This is a genomic window from Clostridium tetani (assembly GCF_900167265.1).
Classification (GTDB): Bacteria; Bacillota; Clostridia; order Clostridiales; family Clostridiaceae; genus Clostridium_G; species Clostridium_G tetani.
In genome coordinates this window covers 1-1427 of the sequence record NZ_FUWT01000033.1, presented here as the reverse complement: position 1 = coordinate 1427, position 1427 = coordinate 1, and the positions used below count along the sequence as shown (strand labels likewise).

The following is a 1427-nucleotide window of genomic DNA, read 5'->3' as shown; positions in this document are numbered from 1 at the left end:
AGTAAGGGTTATGGGGTAGCATTGGTGTTTATAAAATAGTAACACAATAGAAAAATAATGCGAAGTAGCCAAGACTTTTAAGAAGTCTTTTTTTTATTGCAAAAAACAAGAGCAATTCAAGATGTGTTTATTGGCTAAACCAGTTAATCATAATTTTGCAGTATATAAAAATAAAGCAGAAAGATTTGAGAAGAACTTAAAGAAATAATCAAGTTTGAATGTGTATCTAGAATCTGTACGTAGAAAAATAGATAAAATTGACAAATAATCATTAAATATGGTAATATATAGCTAATAATCAAAATTAAAGGGGATGGAGTAATTGGCTAAAAAAGGTATTATTTTTTTATTATTTGTTTTTATCATGAGTTTTATTGGTTGCGGAAGTGTAGCCACAAGTAATATTCCAAAAGATATGGATGAAGAGATATATAAAAGGTCTGTAGAGATGTTGGCTTATACTGAGAGATGTTTTAAGAATAAAACAGAGGCAAATGGTGATAAGTACGAAGAATATTCAGAGGACGTAACAGATATTTGCGAAATACAAAATAGAGAAGTGACAGATAAAGAAAGAGATACAGTAGGATATATAGCATTAGCAGGATTAAAATTATTATATTATCAAACAGAAAATAAACAAGATGCTTTAGACTATTACAAAGAACATATAAAGGAAGCAAAAGAAGCTTTAGATATTCCAGTAGATAAAGACTCTAATGAAGTGTGGGACAAGATTAAAAATAAGTAAAATTGAATTAATAAAAGCTATAGGTAAAAGAGTATATATTAACCTAAAGATAATGAAATATAAGATAAAAAAAGGCTGGAGTAATGTTACTCTAGTCTTTTTTTATCCATTCAATTTTATAAAAGTAGTGAATACCTATGACTTTAGTTTTATGAAATTTAAAGCCCTATAAAATACCACCTAATTGTAATATATGTTAATTTATAGTAATGTGAATATGTGATTGTAAACAATGTTTATAATGTTGAAAAATGGTATATGAGGTGATGGATATGAACAGCGAGACTATGGAAATAAAAATTAATGAACACACAGAAATTATAAAAGAACATGATAAAAGGCTAGATAAGATAGAACAAGATGGAAGAGAGTTTAAAATTGAAATAAAAAATTTATGTAAAGATATAAAAGGTTTAACCACAACTATGAGATGGTTTATGGGACTAATTATAGGGAGCTTTGTAAGCTTCTTTTTTTATGTAATTCAACACAATATTTTGAAATAGGAGGATGCTTTATGGAAATAAACATAATGGAATTTATTACAGAGCAGGCATTTATATTGGTACCTGCTTTATATGTTTTGGGACTAATGTTAAAACAAACTAAACAGATTAAAGATTGGACAATACCATGGATATTATTAGTTGTAGGCATATTAGGTTCTATAGCTTTA

The 1427-nt window shown here is 27.1% G+C and carries 3 protein-coding genes; all 3 read left to right on the top strand.

Going from position 1 to position 1427, the window contains the following annotated elements; genetic code table 11:
• Positions 1-322 precede the first annotated feature (322 nt).
• A complete protein-coding gene (locus B5D21_RS13855; RefSeq protein WP_011099750.1) occupies positions 323-751 on the top strand; it encodes a hypothetical protein in 429 nt (142 codons plus the stop codon).
• A 272-nt stretch (positions 752-1023) separates the two neighbouring features.
• Positions 1024-1257, top strand: coding sequence for a hemolysin XhlA family protein (locus B5D21_RS13845; RefSeq protein ID WP_035125153.1), 234 nt, complete (start codon positions 1024-1026; stop codon positions 1255-1257).
• Positions 1182-1427, top strand: a 246-nt coding sequence (locus tag B5D21_RS14475; RefSeq protein WP_078688124.1) for a phage holin family protein, incomplete at its 3' end; no start/stop codon positions are given. The genes B5D21_RS13845 and B5D21_RS14475, both read left to right, overlap by 76 nt.